Raw genomic sequence first — 17,297 nt, 5'->3', positions numbered from 1 at the left:
CGAGCGAACCGACAAGAGGCGCGCGCATGCGGCATGCGTGCCCGCCGAGCGAGCCGAGCGAAGCGAGGCCGGCGCATGAGTGACGGGGACACCCCGCGTCAGCCCCAGCACGGACAGGGCTGGGAGCCGCTGCCGCAGGGCGAGTACGACCAGGAGGCCACGGCCTTCGTCCAGCTGCCCGACGACCTCGAGGCGTACGGGCTGAACGGGGCCTACGGGTCGGGGGCTTACGGAGCGGGCGGCTACGCCTCCGGGGCGTACGGCGCGGCCATCTACGGGACGCAGGGCGCGCACGGTGCGCACGGGGCGGCGGGTGCCCAGGGCGGCGCCGAGGCCGCCGATGGTGCCGGGGACGCGCACGGTGGTTACGGCGGGTACGGCGCGGGTCCGGAGGGCGAGGTGGGTGCCGACCCGCTCGCGGCTCCCGGCCACGGGTACATCCCGCCGGATCACTTCCCGGGCGCGGGTGACGGCGCGGTGCCGGGCGCCGGTGACGCGGGCGCGGGTGACGCGGCGGGTGTCGCGGGTGCGGGAAGCGCTGCGGGCGCCGGTGCGGCGGCCTCGCCGTACGCCGCCGCTCCGACGGTCGGCGCGGGCGTGGACCCCGCGGCGACCGGGCAGTGGACCATGCCGTTCATGGACCCGGCGGCGGACGCGCCGGCGGCGATGCCGTACGGCGGCGTCGCCGAGCACGGTGGCCCCGCGGGGCACGGCGGTGCCGCGGACCATGGCGGTGCCGCGGGCCACGGCGGTGCCGGTGACAAGGACAGCGACGGACCGGACACCGTGGAGTGGCCGGTCGCGGGCGCGGCGGGCGCGGGCGCGGGCCGGTGGACGATCCCCACCGCCGGTGACGAGGTGCTGGAGGAGTCCGGCGAGTACCTGGTCGGCGACGACCGACAGGGCCCGCACGGCGGTTACCCGGTGTACGAGGCCCCCGACCAGGCCCAGCAGCCGCAGCAGGCCCAGCAGCCCCCGGCCGACGTCCCGCAGGCCACCGGCCACTGGAACTTCAACGCCGGGCTCGGCGCGCCGGCGGGCGGCGCGGCGGACGCGGTGGCCGGGCCGGACGGGACGTCCGGTGACGGCGGCGAGGCCGGCGGCGCGGGGGAGGTCCTTCCGCAGCACGTCGGTCCGTACCACGTGGGACCGCATCCCGCCGCGCAGGGCATGGCGCCGTCGGGCGCGCCCGGCATGAGCGACGCGCCCGGTGCGCCCGGTGCCGCGGTGCAGTGGCCGCTGCCGGGTGACCTGCACACCCCGCACCCCGGTTTCCCGGGCCACGCACCCACGCCCCACGGCGTGCCCCCGGTCCAGGGCGAGCAGTGGCCGAGCCCCGGCCAGAGCACCCAACCCCCGTCGTACCAGAGCCTGTTCAGCACGCCGGGCGGCGGCGGCATCGCGGACGGCATCGCACTGGCCGACGCCCTCGTCTCCGGCAGCAGGACCACCCCGAAGCCGCTCCCTCAGGCCGCACAGGCGGAGGAGGAGCCGGCGGAGGGTACGCAGACTGCCGAGCCGGTGACTGAGCCGGCGTCCGAGCCGGTGACCGCGTCGGCGCCCGAGGCCGTGCCCGAGCCGGCGACCGAGGCCGTGCCCGAGCCGGAGCCTGCCGAAGAGCCGCAGGCTCCGGAGGCGAGCGTCTCCGAGGCGGTCGACCGCGAGGTGCCGGAGGCCGCCGAGGAGGCAGCACCCGTTGCCGAGCCCGAGGTTGAGGCCAAGGTCGAGGCCGAGGCCGAGGCGCCGGCGGAGCCCGCCGAGCCCAACTCCCCGGCGGAGCAAGCCGAGTCCACCGCCGAGAGCGCGGACACCGACACGGCTGCCGACACCGGTACCGACACGGACGTCAGCACGGACGCCGTCGCCGACGCGGAAGCGGAAGCCGGTACGGACGCCGACGACAACGCCGACGCGCCCGCGGTCCACGAAGCAACGGCGCCGGAGGCCCCCGCCCCCGAGGAGCCCGAGGAGCCTGAAGAGGCGTCCACCGCGCCCACAGCGTCCACCGCGCCCACCGCTTCCGAAGCTCCCGAGGAGCCTGAGGAGTCCGACGAGGCCGACGAAGCCGACGAGGCCGAGGGATCCGCAGAGGCGCCCGCCGCTGCCCCCGTCGACCCCGCCCCGCACGCCGACCTCGAGCATCCCCGCGCCTCGTACGTCCTCGCGGTGAACGGCGTCGACCGCCCGGTCACGGACGCCTGGATCGGCGAGTCGCTGCTCTACGTGCTGCGCGAGCGGCTCGGCCTCGCGGGGGCCAAGGACGGCTGCTCCCAGGGCGAGTGCGGGGCCTGCTCGGTACAGGTCGACGGCCGCCTCGTGGCGTCCTGCCTGGTGCCCGCCGCGACCACGGCCGGCAGCGAGGTCCGTACGGTCGAGGGCCTGGCCAAGGACGGCACGCCGTCCGACGTGCAGCGCGCGCTCGCCGCCTCCGGCGCGGTGCAGTGCGGCTTCTGCGTACCGGGCATGGCCATGACCGTGCACGACCTCCTGGAGGGCAACCACGCCCCCACCGAGCTGCAGGCCCGCCAGGCGCTGTGCGGCAACCTCTGCCGCTGCTCGGGGTACCGCGGCGTCCTGGACGCCGTGCAGGAGGTCGCCCGTTCCCGTGCCGAGGCCGCCCAGGCCGCCGCCGAGGACCGCGACCAGGAGCACGGCCGGCCGCACGGCCAGGCACAGGGCCAGGGCCTGGACCAGGGCCGGGCTCCGGACCAGGGACACGACCAGCACGATCCGGTCGCCCGCATCCCGCATCAGGCAGGCCCGGCCGACCCGGCCGCGTACGCCACGGAGCCGCACGCCGACGAGCCGTCCTACGGCCACACGGACCCCGCAGGTCACACGGACCCCGCAGGCCACGCCGATCCCGAAGGCCAGTACTCCGAAGGCCAGTACTCCGAAGGCCAGTACCCCGACGGCCAGTACCCCGAGGGTGCCTACTCCGACGATCCGCACGCCGACGGCACCCACCCCGAGGGCGGCGCCCCCGCCCCCGACCAGTACGCGGCTCCCGACCAGTACGCCACGCCCGACCAGTACGCAGCCCCCGAATACCCCGCCGATCCGTACGGCGGTGACCCCTACGGCGGCGAGCCGCAGGGTGCCGCGCCGGACCCGTACGGCGTCACGCCGGACCCGTACGGCGCGGCCCCGGGCCCGTACGCCGAGCCCGCCTACAACGGTGACCCGTACGCCGGCCACGACTCGTACGGCCGCGACGCCCTCGCCGAGCACGGCTCCTACGGCCAGGACGCCCTCGCCGGGCACCACGACTCGTACGGCCGCGACGCCCTTGGCGAGCACGACTCGTACGGGCGGGACGCGCTGATCGAGGACCTGGGGGACCTGGACCTCGGTGCGCAGCCCGACCCGCACCCCGACCCCCACTCGCACCACCAGCCACACCACCCCCACCACCCGAACACCCAGGGCCCGGGGGCCGACCCGCAATCGGGAGGCCGCGCATGACCGGCACGCACGAGGGCGCCGGCTCCGTCACCGTCAGCCCCGCGCCCGGCAGCGCCCCGGCCGCCGAGGCCGAGCCGCTGCCGCACGGCCTGGGCGTCTCGCTGGCGTCCGCCGACGCCCCCGCCAAGACCCAGGGCACCTTCCCGTACGCGGCCGACCTGTGGGCCGAGGGCCTGCTGTGGGCCGCGATCCTGCGGTCCCCGCACCCCCGTGCCCGCATCCTGTCGATCGACACCAAGCAGGCCGCCGAGATGCCGGGTGTACGGGCCGTCGTCACGCACGCGGACGTCCCCGGGGACGCCGGGCACGGGCGCGGCACGCCCGACCGGCCGGTCTTCGCCAAGGACGAGGTGCGTCACCACGGCGAGCCGATCGCCGCGATCGCCGCCGACCACCCCGACACGGCCCGGCTCGCGGCCGCCGCCATCGCCGTCGAGTACGAGGTGCTGGAGCCGGTCACCGATCCTCAACTCGCCTTCGAGGCCGAGCCGTTGCACCCGGACGGCAACCTCGTACGGCACATCCCGCTGCGCTTCGGCGACCCGGAGGCGGCCGGTGAGGTCGTCGTCGAGGGGCTGTACCGGATCGGGCGCCAGGACCCGGCGCCGATCGGCGCCGAGGCCGGGCTCGCCGTGCCCCGCCCCGACGGCGGCGTGGAGATCTACACCGCGGCGACCGACCCGCACACCGACCGCGACCTCGCCGCCGCCTGCTTCGGACTGCCGCAGGACAAGGTCAAGGTCGTGGTGACGGGCGTGCCCGGCGCGACCGCGGACCGTGAGGACCCGGGCATCCAACTCCCGCTGGGTCTGCTGGCGTTGCGCACCGGCTGCCCGGTCAAGCTCGCCGCCACCCGCGAGGAGTCCTTCCTCTCGCACGCCCACCGGCACCCGACCATCCTCCGTTACCGGCACCACGCCGACGCCGGGGGCAAGTTGGTGAAGGTCGAGGCGCAGATCCTGATGGACGCGGGCGCGTACGCCGACACCTCGGCCGACGCGCTGGCCGCCGCCGTCTCCTTCGCCTGCGGCCCGTACGTCGTGCCGCACGCCTTCGTGGAGGGCTGGGCGGTGCGGACGAACAACCCGCCCGCCGGTCACCTGCGCGGCGAGGGCGCGATGCAGGTGTGTGCCGCGTACGAGGGCCAGATGGACAAGCTGGCGGCGAAGCTGGGCCTGGACCCGGCCGAGCTCCGGCTGCGCAACGTCATGGCCACCGGCGACATCCTGCCCACCTCACAGACCGTCACCTGCCCGGCCCCGGTCGCCGAACTCCTCCGTGCCGTACAGGAGGCCCCCCTCCCCGACCTGCCGAAGGACGCGCCGCAGGAGGAGTGGCTGCTGCCGGGCGGGCCGGAGGGCGCGGGCGACCCGTCCGCGGTGCGGCGCGGCGTCGGGTACGGCGTCGGCATGGTCCACATGCTCGGCGCGGAGGGCTCGGACGAGGTCTCCACGGCGACGGTCAAGGTCAACGGTTCGGTCGCGACGGTCATCTGCGCCGCGGTCGAGACCGGCTCCGGCTTCTCCACCCTCGCCCGCCAGATCGTCCAGGAGACCCTGGGCGTCGAAGAGGTACACGTCGCGGCGGTCGACACCGACCAGCCCCCGGCCGGCCCCGCCTGCCACAGCCGCCACACCTGGGTCTCGGGCGGAGCGGTGGAACGCGCCGCGAAAATGGTCCGCACCCAACTCCTCCAACCCCTCGCCCACAAGTTCGGCATGTCCACCGAGCTCCTCCAGATCACCGACGGCAAGATCACCTCGTACGACGGCGTACTGAGCACCACCGTCGCCGAGGCGCTGGACGGCAAGGAGCTGTGGGCCACGGCCCAGTGCCGGCCGCACCCCACCGAGCCGCTGGACGAGACCGGCCAGGGCGACGCGTTCGTCGGCCTCGCCTTCTGCGCGATCCGCTGTGTCGCCGATGTCGACATCGAGCTCGGCACCATCCGCGTCGTCGAGATGTCCGTCGCCCAGGACGTCGGCCAGGTCCTGAACCCGGCGCAGCTCCGCGCGCGCATCGAGGCGGGCGTCACGCAGGGGCTGGGCGCGGCCCTCATGGAGAACCTCCGCACCACCCGTGGCCTCGTCCGCCACCCCGACCTGACCGGCTACCCCCTCCCGACCGCCCTCGACGCCCCCGACATCCGCATCGTCAAGCTCGTCGAGGAACGCGACGTGGTCGCCCCCTTCGGCGCCAAGCCGGTCTCCGCGGCCCCCGTGGTCGCCGCCCCGGCCGCCGTGGCCTCCGCCGTCCGCGCCGCCACGGGCCGCCCCATAGGCCGCCTCCCCATCCGCCCCCAGGCAGCGGCCCTCACCCCCCTGACCTGAGCGCCGAGGCCCGACGCGGAGCGCCTAGCCGGCCTCCGCGTCGTCCTCCGCGGCGGCCTTGCCCTCGGGGGGCGTCTCCTCGACCGCCGGATGACGCGGATCCTCCCCGATGGCCTCCCGCGCCACCTCCACCTCACGCCGATCCTTCTCCGGCCTCTCCAGATCCTCCTCGTCGACTCCCTCGACGGCATCGGTACTGGACCCACCGGGCCCATACGTCTCACCCATCACACATTTCCTTCCGGCCGACACATGACCCCTCAGCCAGTGGGTACCGCGCCGCGCCCAGAAACATGTCCGAGACCCGCGTTAGTGATCAATTAATGATCCATTAGTAGGGCCGGGCAGTGTGGTGATCGTCCACGGAAGTGCTTCGGAGGAGCGAGGATATGCGCAAGAAGCTCAGCAAGGCAGCTGTCATCCTGGCCGGTGTGGCGGCGGCCACCACGATCAGCATGGGTGCGGCGCAGGCAGCGGATGAATACCGTGGCTTTCCCACCCAGCAGGCGTGCATGGACAAGGGTGCGGCGCTGACGGACAACGGTCACACGGCCGGCTACATGTGCAGCCCCCAGAGTGATGGCTGGCTGCTCGAAGTGGGCAACGACTGAAAACCCTGCGTTCTTCTGGTGCCCATCGGGCCCCGAGAAGGAGGGCGGCACCCTTGCGCGGTGCCGCCCTCTCTCTTTGCCTGGTCAGGCAATAGAGGCCGTGGCGGGAATTGAACCCGCGTAACTCGCTTTGCAGGCGAGCCCCTGAGCCACTCGGGCACACGGCCAAGGTGAAGCGATGTCTTGACTGTAGGCCGGGGGGTGGGGGAGGGGGCAAGGGTTCGGGGCGGGGTGCCATGTGGTCGTCATGCGGGGCAACACGGCGCAACGTGGGGCAACACGGTGTTCATGTGGTGGGGGGTTCGCCGGTGCGGAGGAAGGCCTCGACCAGGGAGTGGAAGCGGTCCGGGTCGTCGACCCAGGGGTAGTGGCCGACCAGGTGGAGAGGGCGGAGGTGGGCGTCGGGGAAGGAGGCGGCGACCAGTTCGCCGGCGCGCATGCCGGAGAGGGCGTCGCGGTCGCCGGTGATGACCAGGACCGGGCAGGGGACCTCTCGGAGGGCGGTCAGCAGGGTCTCGCGCGTGCGGTCGTCGACGGCCTGCCAGAAGCCGGCGCGGGGGACGGGGTTGAGCTGGGCGCCCTCGGTGGCGGCGTGGGCGCGCTGGGGGTCGTCCCAGTGGGCGTACGCCAAGGGCGCGGCGCGCTGGAGGAGTTCGCGTACCTCGTCCATGTCGCCGGTCTCCGCGAGGCGCTGGACGGCGACGGAGGCGTCGGGCCACCACTCCTCGTGGTCGCGGGACTCGAAGATCTGCCGGGCGTCGTCGGGGAGTTCGCCCTGCAGCCGGGAGCCGGGGCAGACGAGGACCAGGCGGGTCAGGCGGTCGGGGTGGGCGGCCGCGTACGCCTGCGCGGTGGCCGCCGCGGCGCTGTGCGCGAGCAGGGCGAAGCGCTCCAGGCCGAGGTGGGCGCGGAGCGCCTCCAAGTCCTCGGCGAGCCGGGGGAAGGCGTACGCGGCGGGGTCCTCGGCGGCCGGGGAGTCACCGGTGCCGCGGCTGTCCGGGACGATCAGCTGCCGGTCGGTGTCGAGGCCGCCCAGGTCGCCGAGGTAGCCGGCGTCGCGCGCGGGGCCGCCGGCCAGGCAGACCAGCGGCGGGAGCCCGGACTCGGCCTCCTCCGGGCCGAGCACGCGGTAGTGCAGTTCGGTGCCGTCGTACGAGCGGTAGCGGTGCGAGCGTGAGCGGGGCATGGACGTGGACATGGGGGAAGTGTGCCGGATTGGGTGGCCGGTACCGGCGTGTCTAGGTCCAGCGGCGGAGGGGAATTCGGGCGAATGACAGGGGCGTAATAGGGGCGTGGGTCTTACCGTGGCGGGATGACCACCGCCGAATCGCGCGACAGTCGGGATAGTCGCGACAGTGACCTCGCCGCTGCTGATGCCCCGTCAGCCGCGCCTGTACCCGCAGACGGCCCCACCGATGGCCCCGCAGGCCGCCCCGAAGGTGGCGTGCTCGGGCGTGCGTACCGGGCACTCACCCTCGGCATCATCTCCGTCGTGTCGCTGATCGCGTTCGAGGCGAGTGCGGTGAACACGGCGATGCCGGTGGCCGCGCGGGCGCTGGACGGGATCGAGCTGTACGCGTTCGCCTTCTCCGCGTACTTCACGGCGAGCCTGTTCTCGATGGCGTTGTCGGGTGCGTGGTGCGACCGGAACGGGCCGCTCGTGCCGCTGTTCAGCGGCATCTTCACCTTCGGGGGCGGGCTGGTGCTGGCGGGCGCGGCGCCGACGATGTGGTTGTTCGTGGCGGGGCGCGCGGTGCAGGGGCTGGGCGGCGGGCTGGTGATCGTCGCGCTGTACGTGGTCGTGAGCCGGGCGTACCCGGAGCGGCTGCGGCCGGCCGTGCTCGCGTCGTTCTCGGCGGCCTGGGTGCTGCCGGTGATCGTCGGGCCGGTGGTCTCGGGCACGGTCACCGAGCACCTGGGGTGGCGCTGGGTCTTCCTCTCCATACCGGTACTCGTGCTGCTGCCGCTCGCCGTCATGCTCCCGGCCCTGCGCAAGCTGCCCCGCACGGGGGGTGGCGCGGCGCCGCTCGACCGCCGCCGCATCCTGCTCGCGCTCGCCGTCGCCGCCGGTGCCGGGCTGCTCCAGTACGCCGGACAGGACCTGCGGCCGCTCGCGCTGCTGCCCGCCGCCGCCGGGCTGGCGCTGCTCGTCCCCACGGTGCTGCGGCTGCTCCCGAAGGGCACGTTCCGGGCGGCGCGCGGGCTGCCCTCCGTCGTCCTCATCCGCGGGCTCGCGGCGGGCGCGCTGCTCGCCGCGGAGAGCTTCGTGCCGCTGATGCTGGTGACCCAGCGGGGGCTGAGCCCGACGCTGGCCGGGCTCTCGCTCACCGGCGGCGGGCTGACCTGGGCGCTCGGCTCGTACACGCAGAGCCGCCCGCGCTGGGAGCCGTACCGCGAGCGCCTGATGGGCGTCGGCATGCTCCTGATGGCCCTGGCCGTCGCCCTCGTGCCGCTGGCGCTCATCGAGGCGGTCCCGGCGGCCGTCGTCGCGCTCGCCTGGATCATCGCCGGGTTCGGCATGGGGCTCACGATCTCCAGCGGCAGCGTGCTGCTGCTCGAGCTCTCGCCGCCCGAGGACGCGGGCCGCAACTCCGCCTCCCTCCAGGTCTCCGACGCGCTGGGCAACATCACCTTCGTCGGCGTCAGCGGCATCCTCTTCATCGGCTTCGGCGGCGGCGCGGTCACCGCGGCCCACCCCGGCGCGCACGCCGGAGCGTCCGGCGCCGCGCATCCGGCCGCCTTCGCCGCCGTCTTCGCCGCGATGTCCCTGGTCGCGCTGGTGGGCGCGTACGTGGCGACCCGGCTGCGGCCCGCCCCGGCGGACGGACGAGCGGTGTGAGCTGGGTCGCACCCGCACCGGCCCCCGGCCGGAAATCCGCGACGGCCCGGATCTCACGGGTACGCTGACGCGGTTGACGATCGCCGAGCCAGCCGACGGAGACCGTGAGTACTACCACCAGCGCCATGAACAACCAGCACCTGTCCCCGGCCTTCCCGGGACGGGCCCCCTGGGGTACCGCGAACAAGCTGCGCGCCTGGCAGCAGGGCGCGATGGACAGGTACATCGAGACCCAGCCGCGGGACTTCCTCGCGGTCGCGACGCCGGGCGCGGGCAAGACCACCTTCGCGCTCACCCTCGCCTCGTGGCTGCTGCACCACCACGTCGTGCAGCAGGTGACCGTGGTGGCGCCCACCGAGCACCTGAAGAAGCAGTGGGCGGAGGCGGCCGCCCGGGTGGGCATCAAGCTGGACCCCGAGTACAGCGCCGGGCCGCTGGGCCGCGAGTACCACGGCGTCGCCGTGACGTACGCGGGCGTGGGCGTCCGGCCGATGCTGCACCGCAACCGCGTCGAGCAGCGCAAGACGCTCGTCATCCTCGACGAGATCCACCACGCCGGCGACTCCAGGTCGTGGGGCGAGGCGTGCCAGGAGGCGTTCGAGCCGGCGACCCGGCGGCTCGCGCTGACCGGTACGCCCTTCCGGTCGGACACCAACCCGATCCCCTTCGTGACGTACGAGGAGGGGAACGACGGCATCCGGCGCAGCTCGGCGGACTACACGTACGGCTACGGGAACGCGCTGGCCGACGGCGTTGTCCGGCCCGTCATCTTCATGTCCTACAGCGGCAACATGCGCTGGCGGACCAAGGCCGGTGACGAGATCGCCGCGCGGCTCGGCGAGCCGATGACCAAGGACGCCGTCTCCCAGGCGTGGCGCACCGCGCTGGACCCGCGCGGCGAGTGGATGCCGAACGTGCTGCGCGCCGCGGACCAGCGCCTCACGGAAGTACGGAAGTCCATCCCGGACGCGGGCGCGCTCGTGATCGCCTCGGACCAGGAGCAGGCGCGCGCGTACGCGAAGCTGATCCGGGAGATAACGGGGAACAAGGCGACGCTCGTCCTCTCCGACGACACCGGCGCCTCGCAGCGCATCGACGACTTCGCGCACTCCGACGACCGCTGGATGGTCGCGGTCCGGATGGTGTCCGAGGGCGTCGACGTGCCGCGCCTCGCGGTCGGCGTGTACGCCACGACGATCTCGACGCCGCTGTTCTTCGCGCAGGCCGTGGGCCGTTTCGTGCGGTCGAGGCGGCGCGGCGAGACGGCCTCGGTCTTCCTGCCGACCGTGCCGATGCTGCTCGGCTTCGCGAACGAGATGGAGGTCGAGCGCGACCACGTGCTCGACAAGCCGAAGAAGGACAGCGAGGACGACCCGTACGCCGAGTCCGAGAAGGAGATGGACGAGGCGAACAAGGAGCAGGACGAGGACACCGGCGAGCAGGAGCAGTTCTCCTTCGAGGCGCTGGAGTCCGACGCGGTCTTCGACCGGGTGCTCTACAACAGCGCCGAGTTCGGCATGCAGGCGCACGCGGGGAGTGAAGAGGAGCAGGACTACCTCGGCATCCCCGGGCTGCTGGAGCCGGACCAGGTGCAGATGCTGCTGCAGAAGCGGCAGGCCCGGCAGATCGCGCACAGCAAGAAGAAGCCCGCCGACGAGGCGGATCTGCTGGAACTGCCGGCCGAGCGGCGCCCCGTGGTCACGCACAAGGAGCTGCTGGAGCTGCGGAAGCAGCTGAACACGCTGGTCGGCGCGTACGTGCACCAGAGCGGAAAGCCGCACGGGGTGATCCACAACGAGCTGCGCCGGGTGTGCGGCGGACCGCCGAGCGCGGAGGCCACCGCCGGGCAGCTCCGCGAGCGGATCAAGAAGGTCCAGGAGTGGGCCACGCGGATGCGCTGAGTCTGCGAGCTGAGCGTCCGCGGAGTGTGCGGAGAGGGCGGTCCCCGAGCGGGGGCCGCCCTCTCTGCAGGTGGCATTGAGTGCCGTCACCACAGGATCAATAGGGATAGAGCGGTCAGCTGCGACCGGATTCTGGACGGACTCTTCCGCTGACCGGACTGGATCGCTACTGTCCCCGTCACGAACACGCCCCGTGGCAGCGCCGCCGCGGAGCGCAGCCGGTTCCGCCAACCGGCGGCCTCGTCAGCGCTGCCGTGGGACCGGCAGCGCGACCTCCCCCTAGAGCCGCCACTCACCCGAGGAGGGGGCGTCGTGACCGCGGAGACCTCCCAGACGCTCGACCGAGGACTGCGTGTCCTCAAGCTGCTCGCCGATACCGACCACGGCCTGACCGTCACCGAGCTCTCCAACAAGCTCGGCGTCAACAGGACCGTCGTCTACCGGCTGCTGGCCACCCTGGAACAGCACGCGCTGGTCCGCCGCGACATCGGCGGCCGGGCCAGGGTGGGCCTGGGCGTACTGCGCCTGGGCCGCCAGGTGCACCCCCTGGTCCGCGAGGCCGCGCTGCCCGCGCTGCGCTCGCTGGCCGAGGATCTCGGTGCCACCGCCCACCTCACGCTCGTCGACGGCACCGAGGCGCTGGCCGTCGCCGTCGTCGAGCCGACCTGGACGGACTACCACGTGGCGTACCGGGCCGGGTTCCGGCACCCGCTGGACCGCGGGGCCGCGGGCCGCGCCATCCTGGCCGCCCGGCAGGGCTGCACGGAGGGCGACGGGCTCGCGCTGACCCACGGCGAGCTGGAGGCCGGCGCGAGCGGCGCCGCGGCGCCGCTGCACGGGGTGAGCGGCATCGAGGGCAGCGTCGGCGTGGTGCTGCTCGCGGATGTCGTACCGGAGCGGGTCGGCACCCGCGTCGTCGAGGCGGCCAAGGAGGTCGCGGAGGCGCTGCAGTGACCGTGCGCGGGGGCCGGCGGCCCCCGCGCGTGCCGCGGTGAGATCTTCGGTACGGGGGTCATCTAGGGTGGCGGGGTGTCTTCTCGCGCCCGCGCCCTGGCGGTCTGCTCCGCCCTCGTCATCGCGCTCCTCGCCGTCGCCGCCTTCGTACCGCTGCCGTTCTCGGTCGCCTATCCGGGGCCGGCCGCGAACGTGCTCGGCAAGCACAAGGGCGAGCCGGTCATCACCGTGCACGGCGCCAAGGCCAGGAAGACCAGCGGCGAGCTGCGGATGACGGCCATCGTCGCCACCGGGCCCCAGGTCTCGGCGCACCTGACGGACGTGCTCAAGGGCTGGTTCCGCCGCGACGAGGCCGTGATGCCGCGCGACGCGGTCTACCCGGTCGGCGACAACACCGAAGAGGTCGCGAAGCACAACGCCGCGCAGATGAAGCAGTCGCAGGACGCCGCGGTCGAGGCGGCGCTGCGCTCTCTGCACCGCTCCCCGAAGGACGTGCGGGTCGACCTGAAGCTGGCGGACGTGGGCGGGCCGAGCGCCGGCCTGATGTTCACGCTGGGGATCATCGACACGATCGACGGGGACGGCGCGGGCCACGACCTGACCGGCGGCCGGTCCATCGCCGGTACCGGCACGATCACCGCCGACGGCAAGGTCGGCCCGGTCGGCGGCGTGGCGCTGAAGACGCAGGCCGCGCACCGCGAGGGCGCGAAGTACTTCCTCGTGCCGCGCGCCGAGTGCTCCGACGCCCGCGCCGAGCTGTCGAAGGACATGCGGCTGATCCCGGTCACCACGCTGACCGGCGCGGTGGATGCCCTGAAGGCGCTGAACTCCGGCGGCAGGGTGCCCAGCTGCTGACGCGCCGGGCACCCGGACTCGGCCGGCGGCCGCTCAGCCCGTCCCCTCCTTGATGAAGCCCTCCTGCACCAGCCAGTCCTTGGCGACCTCGTGCGGGTCCTCGCCGGTCACGTCCACCATGCCGTTGAGCCGCTGTGCCGTCTTGTTGTTCAGCGCCTTGGTGATCGGCGCGAGCACGTCGGCGATGGCCGGGTACTTCTTCATCGTCGGCGCGTACATCTGCGGCGCCGCGTTGTAGTTCGGGAAGAAGTGCCGGTCGTCCGCGAGCGTCTTCAGGCCCATCGCCTGGATGCGTCCGTCGGTCGTGTAGACCTCGCCGAAGGTGCAGGTGCCGCCCTTCTTGACCTGGGTGTAGATGACCCCGGCCGACATCCGCTTGACGTTCCCCGACGGGATCTTCAGGCCGTACTTCTTGACCATGCCGGGCAGCCCGTCGTTACGGGTCGCGAACTCGTTCTCCACGCACAGCGTGACCGCGTCCGGATTCCGCTTCAGCAGCCCGGCCAGGTCCGAGAGGGTGGAGACGCCGTACTTCTTCTGGTCGGCGGGCTGCAGCGCCAGCGCATAGGTGTTGTTCAGCTCCGAGTACGGCAGCCAGACCAGGTTCTTCTTCTTGTCGGCGGCCCGCACCGCCTCCCACTGCTTGCGCTCGTCGGGGATGGGCTCGGTGTTGCCGAGGTAGGTGATCCAGCTCGTGCCCGTGTACTCGTACGAGCCGTCGGCCGTGCCGGACGTCACCGCCTCACGGGCGCCGATCGAGCCCTGGATGTTGGTCTTGTCCACGACCGTGGCGCCGGCCGCCTTCAGCGCCAGGCCCATGATCTGGCCGAGCACGATCTGCTCGGTGAACTCCTTGGACGTCACGGTCAGCTCCGCGCCCTTCAGCGGCTGCCCCTCATAGCCCGCGTCCTTGCCGGGCTTGACCTCGTCCGTCATCGGGCTGCCGCTGACCAGGCCGCAGCCGCCCAGCGCGAGTGTCGCGAGGAGCGCTCCGGCCGCCGCGAGGGCGGTGCTCCGGTACGTACGCCGGTTCCCCATCAGGTCGTCCCCTCCAGGCCGCGCGGCCGCATCAGCAGTTCGGCGAGCGATGCCAGCCAGTCGACCAGCAGAGCGAGCACGATGGTCAGTACGGAACCCAGGACCAGCACCGGCATGCGCTGGGTTACGATGCCCGCCGAGATCAGGTCGCCCAGGCCCCCGCCGCCGCCGAACGTGGCGAGCGTGGCGGTGCCCACGTTCAGTACCAGCGCGTTGCGCACGCCGGCCAGGATCAGCGGTACGGCCAGCGGCAGTTCGACCTTGGTGAGCACGCCCAGCGGTGACATGCCGACGCCCCGGGCGGCCTCGGTGAGGGTGGGGTCGATGGCCTGCAGCCCGGCGATGGTGTTGGCCAGTACGGGCAGCACGGCGTAGACGATCATGCCGATGATCGCGGCCTTGGGGCCGACGCCGAGCCAGATGACCAGCAGCACCAGCAGGCCGAGGGCCGGGATGGCCTGGCCGAGGTTGGCCAGCGCCATCGCCGCCGGGGTCGCCCTGCGCAGCTTCGCGCGGGTCAGCGCGATGCCCAGCGGGATCGCGATGATCAGTACGAAGAAGGTGGAGACCGCGGTCAGCCAGATGTGCTGGCGCAGCGCCATCCACACCTTGCCGTCGTCGACCGCCTGGTGGGCGATGGAGTCCAGGTGCGCGCCGCGGAACCACAGCCAGGTGGCGAGCAGCGCGGCGAGCAGGACGGCCGGCAGGAAGGTGGCCTTCTGCCAGGTGATGCGGTTCGGCTGCCGCGGGGGCGGCGGAGGCGGCTCCTCCTCGCGCTCGCCGCCGCGCACCTCGTCCCGGAACGCCAGCCCCATGACCTCGTGCTCGCCCGGCGGCCGGGTGTCCCGCGGGCCCCGCTCCTCGCGCGGGCTCATGCCGAGGCCCCGTGGGCGCTGTCGGTGCCCTCCTGCTCCCGGCGGGTCTGCTGGGAACGCTGTTCCTCCAGCTCGTGCCGGTGCTCGATGGCGTCCAGCCGGTCCGCGTCCAGCAGCTCGTGGACGTTGTTCATCAGCGTCGCCATGTCGACGACGCCGGTGTACTCGCCGCGCCGCCCGGTGACCGCGACCCGGCCCGCGTTGTCGGTGAGTACCGCCTCCAGCGCGTCCCGCAGCGTGGCGTCCCGGGTGACCGTGTCGTGCACCAGCGTGCCGGCCCGTGCGAGCGAGCCCTTGGCCAGCGTGAGGTCGCCGCGGCGCAGCCACTTGTACGGCCGGTTGTGCCGGTCCAGCAGCAGCAGTTCGTTGCTGGCGCCGTCGCGCAGCTTGTCGAAGATGGACTGCAGCGGGTCCTCGATGGTGGCGGTGGGGAAGTCGACGATCTCCACGTCGCGGACCCGGGTGAGGTTCAGGCGTTTGAGCGCGGCGCCCGCGCCCACGAAGCCGGACACGAAGTCGTCGGTGGGGTTGGTGAGGATGGCCTCGGGGGTGTCGAACTGGGCGATGTGCGAGCGCTCGCGCAGTACGGCGATCCGGTCGCCGAGCTTGATGGCCTCGTCGAAGTCGTGGGTGACGAAGACGATCGTCTTGTGCAGCTCGTGCTGGAGCCGGATCAGCTCGTCCTGGAGGTGGTCGCGGGTGATCGGGTCGACGGCGCCGAACGGCTCGTCCATCAGGAGGACGGGCGGGTCGGCGGCGAGCGCGCGGGCCACGCCGACGCGCTGCTGCTGGCCGCCGGAGAGCTGGCGGGGATAGCGGCCGTGGAACTCGCGGGGGTCCAGGCCGACCAGGTCCAGCATCTCCTCGACCCGGTTCTTGATCTTCGACCGGGACCAGCCGACCATCTTCGGCACCAGCGCGATGTTCTGGGCGACCGTCATGTGCGGGAAGAGCCCGGAGGACTGGATCGCGTACCCGACCTTGCGGCGCAGCCGTACCGGGTCCATGTCGGTGACGTCCTCGTCGCCGATCCTGATGCGGCCCGAGGTGGGCTCGATCAGCCGGTTGATCATCTTCAGCGTGGTGGACTTGCCGCACCCGGAGGGCCCGACGAGGATCACGATCTCGCCGGCCTTGATGTCCATGGTGACGTCGTCCACCGCCGGGACCGCGCTGCCCGGATAGCGCTTGGTGAGGTCTTCCAGCTGGATGGCGGCGCCCGTTGTGGTCTGCTCAGGCACGGATCCCCCTCGGGATGGTCAGGCGTCCGATGAGGACGTAGGCGGCGTCGAAGAGGAGCGCGAGGACCACGATGCCCAGGGTCCCCGCGAGAACCTGGTTCAGCGCGTTGGCACTGCCCAGGGAGGCGATGCCGCGGAAGATCTCGTTGCCGAGGCCGGGACCCGAGGCGAACGCGGCGATGGCGGCGATGCCCATCAGCATCTGAGTGGCGACCCGGATGCCGGTCAGGATGGGCGGCCAGGCGAGCGGCAGTTCGACCTTGAACAGCCGGGCGACCCGGGACATGCCGATGCCCTTCGCCGCGTCGACCAGCGTGGGGTCCACCCCGCGCAGGCCGACGACGGCGTTCCGGACGATCGGCAGCAGCCCGTACAGGGTGAGGGCGACGACCGTGGGCGCGACGCCCAGGCCGACGATGGGGATGAGCAGGCCGATCATGGCCAGCGAGGGGATGGTCAGGATCGTCGCCGTCGCCGTGGTGGCGAGGTTGCCGACCCACTCGCTGCGGTAGGTGAGGACGCCGATGAGCACCCCGATGAGGGTGGCGAGGACCATGCACTGGAACACCGCGCTGGCGTGCTGATACGTGTCGATCAGCAGCTGGGTGTGCCGGCCGGCGACGTACTCCCAGAAGCTCACTCGGGGTCTCCTCGGTCAGTCCCCCGACGCCTGTTGCACCAGGGGGATGATGCGCAGCCGGACCGGATTTTCCATGACAATCGCAGTCGAGGCACGCATGATGCCATCAAAACCGACAACCCGGTCGATGACACGTTGCAGATCGGCGTTGGAACGTGCAACCAATCTGCAGAGCATGTCCCCATGTCCAGTCGTTGTATGCAGCTCAAGCACCTCAGGGACGGTTGCCAAATGGTTACGGACGTCCGCGCCTTGGCCCTGTTTGATCTCCAAAGTGGCGAAAGCGGTCACCGGATAGCCCAGCGCCGCCGGGTCCACGTCGGGTCCGAAGCCGCGGATCACTCCATTGGACTGCAGCCGATCCAGCCGCGCCTGCACCGTGCCGCGCGCGACGCCGAGCCGGCGGGACGCCTCCAGTACGCCGATCCGCGGCTCCTCCGCGAGCAGTTCGATGAGCCGGCCGTCCAGATGATCGATCGCCATAGGGCCCCTTCCGGTGGTCATGCTGTACAGATCGCCCGAGAGTACTGGTCGGTCGCTGATCAATA

General features: G+C 72.8%; 14 protein-coding genes and 1 tRNA gene. 7 read left to right on the top strand and 8 right to left on the bottom strand.

Features of this window, described 5'->3' with window-relative positions; genetic code table 11:
* The first annotated feature begins 75 nt into the window (after positions 1-75).
* Both ACZ4MH_RS07540 and ACZ4MH_RS07535 read left to right on the top strand, forming a co-directional pair.
* On the top strand, positions 76-3,465 hold the full coding sequence (locus ACZ4MH_RS07540; protein ID WP_467754389.1) for a (2Fe-2S)-binding protein: 3,390 nt from the start codon (positions 76-78) through the stop codon (positions 3,463-3,465).
* Positions 3,462-5,795 carry a xanthine dehydrogenase family protein molybdopterin-binding subunit gene (locus tag ACZ4MH_RS07535; RefSeq protein ID WP_351599174.1) on the top strand — a complete coding sequence of 778 codons (2,334 nt, stop codon included), beginning with the start codon at positions 3,462-3,464 and terminating at the stop codon, positions 5,793-5,795. The genes ACZ4MH_RS07540 and ACZ4MH_RS07535 overlap by 4 nt, the downstream gene beginning before the upstream one ends.
* A 24-nt stretch (positions 5,796-5,819) precedes the next feature.
* Here ACZ4MH_RS07535 and ACZ4MH_RS07530 read toward each other — a convergent pair whose 3' ends face one another.
* Positions 5,820-6,023 (bottom strand): hypothetical protein, encoded by a 204-nt coding sequence (locus tag ACZ4MH_RS07530; RefSeq protein WP_351599175.1) that lies wholly within the window; start codon positions 6,021-6,023, stop codon positions 5,820-5,822.
* Positions 6,024-6,184: 161 nt separating this feature from the next.
* On the opposite strand from ACZ4MH_RS07530, the gene ACZ4MH_RS07525 reads away from it, so the two are divergent.
* Complete coding sequence (locus tag ACZ4MH_RS07525; protein WP_351599176.1) at positions 6,185-6,406, top strand: hypothetical protein; 222 nt, start codon at positions 6,185-6,187, stop codon at positions 6,404-6,406.
* Between the two features lie 95 nt (positions 6,407-6,501).
* On the opposite strand, the gene ACZ4MH_RS07520 is transcribed toward ACZ4MH_RS07525, so the two are convergent.
* Together ACZ4MH_RS07520 and ACZ4MH_RS07515 are read right to left on the bottom strand one after the other, a co-directional pair.
* A tRNA-Cys gene (locus ACZ4MH_RS07520) sits at positions 6,502-6,573 on the bottom strand.
* A gap of 119 nt (positions 6,574-6,692) precedes the next feature.
* Positions 6,693-7,604 (bottom strand): alpha/beta fold hydrolase, encoded by a 912-nt coding sequence (locus tag ACZ4MH_RS07515; protein ID WP_351599177.1) that lies wholly within the window; start codon positions 7,602-7,604, stop codon positions 6,693-6,695.
* Positions 7,605-7,718: 114 nt separating this feature from the next.
* On the opposite strand from ACZ4MH_RS07515, the gene ACZ4MH_RS07510 reads away from it, so the two are divergent.
* From ACZ4MH_RS07510 to ACZ4MH_RS07495, 4 genes are all read left to right on the top strand, one after another.
* Positions 7,719-9,245: an MFS transporter gene (locus tag ACZ4MH_RS07510; protein ID WP_351599178.1), complete on the top strand. Its 1,527-nt coding sequence runs from the start codon at positions 7,719-7,721 to the stop codon at positions 9,243-9,245.
* Between the two features lie 125 nt (positions 9,246-9,370).
* Positions 9,371-11,146 (top strand): DEAD/DEAH box helicase, encoded by a 1,776-nt coding sequence (locus ACZ4MH_RS07505; protein ID WP_351599194.1) that lies wholly within the window; start codon positions 9,371-9,373, stop codon positions 11,144-11,146.
* 312 nt (positions 11,147-11,458) lie between these two features.
* Positions 11,459-12,100 (top strand): IclR family transcriptional regulator, encoded by a 642-nt coding sequence (locus ACZ4MH_RS07500; protein WP_351599179.1) that lies wholly within the window; start codon positions 11,459-11,461, stop codon positions 12,098-12,100.
* Positions 12,101-12,175: 75 nt separating this feature from the next.
* Positions 12,176-12,955, top strand: coding sequence for a YlbL family protein (locus ACZ4MH_RS07495; protein ID WP_351599180.1), 780 nt, complete (start codon positions 12,176-12,178; stop codon positions 12,953-12,955).
* Between the two features lie 33 nt (positions 12,956-12,988).
* Here ACZ4MH_RS07495 and ACZ4MH_RS07490 read toward each other — a convergent pair whose 3' ends face one another.
* Genes ACZ4MH_RS07490 through ACZ4MH_RS07470 form a run of 5 tightly spaced genes read right to left on the bottom strand, consistent with a single transcriptional unit; the run spans position 12,989 to position 17,232 of the window.
* Positions 12,989-13,993: a glycine betaine ABC transporter substrate-binding protein gene (locus ACZ4MH_RS07490; protein ID WP_351599181.1), complete on the bottom strand. Its 1,005-nt coding sequence runs from the start codon at positions 13,991-13,993 to the stop codon at positions 12,989-12,991.
* Positions 13,993-14,868, bottom strand: coding sequence for an ABC transporter permease (locus tag ACZ4MH_RS07485; protein WP_351599182.1), 876 nt, complete (start codon positions 14,866-14,868; stop codon positions 13,993-13,995). The genes ACZ4MH_RS07490 and ACZ4MH_RS07485 overlap by 1 nt, the downstream gene beginning before the upstream one ends.
* Positions 14,865-16,109 (bottom strand): ABC transporter ATP-binding protein, encoded by a 1,245-nt coding sequence (locus tag ACZ4MH_RS07480; protein WP_351599183.1) that lies wholly within the window; start codon positions 16,107-16,109, stop codon positions 14,865-14,867. Before ACZ4MH_RS07480 ends, ACZ4MH_RS07485 begins: the two co-directional genes overlap by 4 nt.
* Positions 16,102-16,749, bottom strand: a complete 648-nt coding sequence (locus ACZ4MH_RS07475) for an ABC transporter permease (protein WP_351599184.1) — start codon at positions 16,747-16,749, stop codon at positions 16,102-16,104. The genes ACZ4MH_RS07480 and ACZ4MH_RS07475 overlap by 8 nt, the downstream gene beginning before the upstream one ends.
* A gap of 15 nt (positions 16,750-16,764) precedes the next feature.
* Positions 16,765-17,232 carry an Lrp/AsnC family transcriptional regulator gene (locus ACZ4MH_RS07470; protein ID WP_351599185.1) on the bottom strand — a complete coding sequence of 156 codons (468 nt, stop codon included), beginning with the start codon at positions 17,230-17,232 and terminating at the stop codon, positions 16,765-16,767.
* Positions 17,233-17,297: the final 65 nt, after the last annotated feature.

Source organism: Streptomyces sp. NPDC026301 (assembly GCF_055567935.1).
Note: the sequence above shows the minus strand (reverse complement) of the source record. Positions and strands in the feature narration are given on the sequence as shown.

Coding starts and splice junctions, on each gene's coding strand:
- ACZ4MH_RS07470 (WP_351599185.1), bottom strand. CDS start 17,232: ATGGCGATCGATCATCTGGACGGCCGGCTCATCGAACTGCTCGCGGAG.
- ACZ4MH_RS07540 (WP_467754389.1), top strand. CDS start 76: ATGAGTGACGGGGACACCCCGCGTCAGCCCCAGCACGGACAGGGCTGG.
- ACZ4MH_RS07485 (WP_351599182.1), bottom strand. CDS start 14,868: ATGAGCCCGCGCGAGGAGCGGGGCCCGCGGGACACCCGGCCGCCGGGC.
- ACZ4MH_RS07510 (WP_351599178.1), top strand. CDS start 7,719: ATGACCACCGCCGAATCGCGCGACAGTCGGGATAGTCGCGACAGTGAC.
- ACZ4MH_RS07505 (WP_351599194.1), top strand. CDS start 9,371: ATGAACAACCAGCACCTGTCCCCGGCCTTCCCGGGACGGGCCCCCTGG.
- ACZ4MH_RS07535 (WP_351599174.1), top strand. CDS start 3,462: ATGACCGGCACGCACGAGGGCGCCGGCTCCGTCACCGTCAGCCCCGCG.
- ACZ4MH_RS07525 (WP_351599176.1), top strand. CDS start 6,185: ATGCGCAAGAAGCTCAGCAAGGCAGCTGTCATCCTGGCCGGTGTGGCG.
- ACZ4MH_RS07530 (WP_351599175.1), bottom strand. CDS start 6,023: ATGGGTGAGACGTATGGGCCCGGTGGGTCCAGTACCGATGCCGTCGAG.
- ACZ4MH_RS07515 (WP_351599177.1), bottom strand. CDS start 7,604: ATGTCCACGTCCATGCCCCGCTCACGCTCGCACCGCTACCGCTCGTAC.
- ACZ4MH_RS07490 (WP_351599181.1), bottom strand. CDS start 13,993: ATGGGGAACCGGCGTACGTACCGGAGCACCGCCCTCGCGGCGGCCGGA.